Source organism: Belnapia sp. AC561 (assembly GCF_979252845.1).
Genome location: NZ_CEEDBP010000353.1, coordinates 1 through 252, shown reverse-complemented (window position 1 = coordinate 252; position 252 = coordinate 1). Strand labels below are relative to the sequence as shown.

The window sequence follows — 252 nt, the reverse complement described above, 5'->3', positions numbered from 1 at the left end:
CCACGCCGCAGCGGATCGGGTTCCGTACGGTCGAGATCAAGAACGCCCGGGTGGTGGTCAACGGTCGCCAGATCATGATCCGCGGCGTCAATCGGCATGAGCATGATCCGGAGACGTTCCACGTCATCTCCGAAGCGTCGATGCGCCGCGAGATCGAGTTGATGAAGCGCAACAACATCAACGCGGTGCGGACGTCGCATTATCCGAACGACCCGCGCTGGTACGACCTCGCCGACGAATACGGCCTCTACG

The 252-nt window shown here is 61.9% G+C and carries 1 protein-coding gene; it reads left to right on the top strand.

Annotated features, from left to right (window positions below; all coding sequences use genetic code 11):
* Positions 1-252, top strand: a 252-nt coding sequence (locus tag AC0IW9_RS31400; protein WP_471652203.1) for a glycoside hydrolase family 2 TIM barrel-domain containing protein, incomplete at both ends; no start/stop codon positions are given.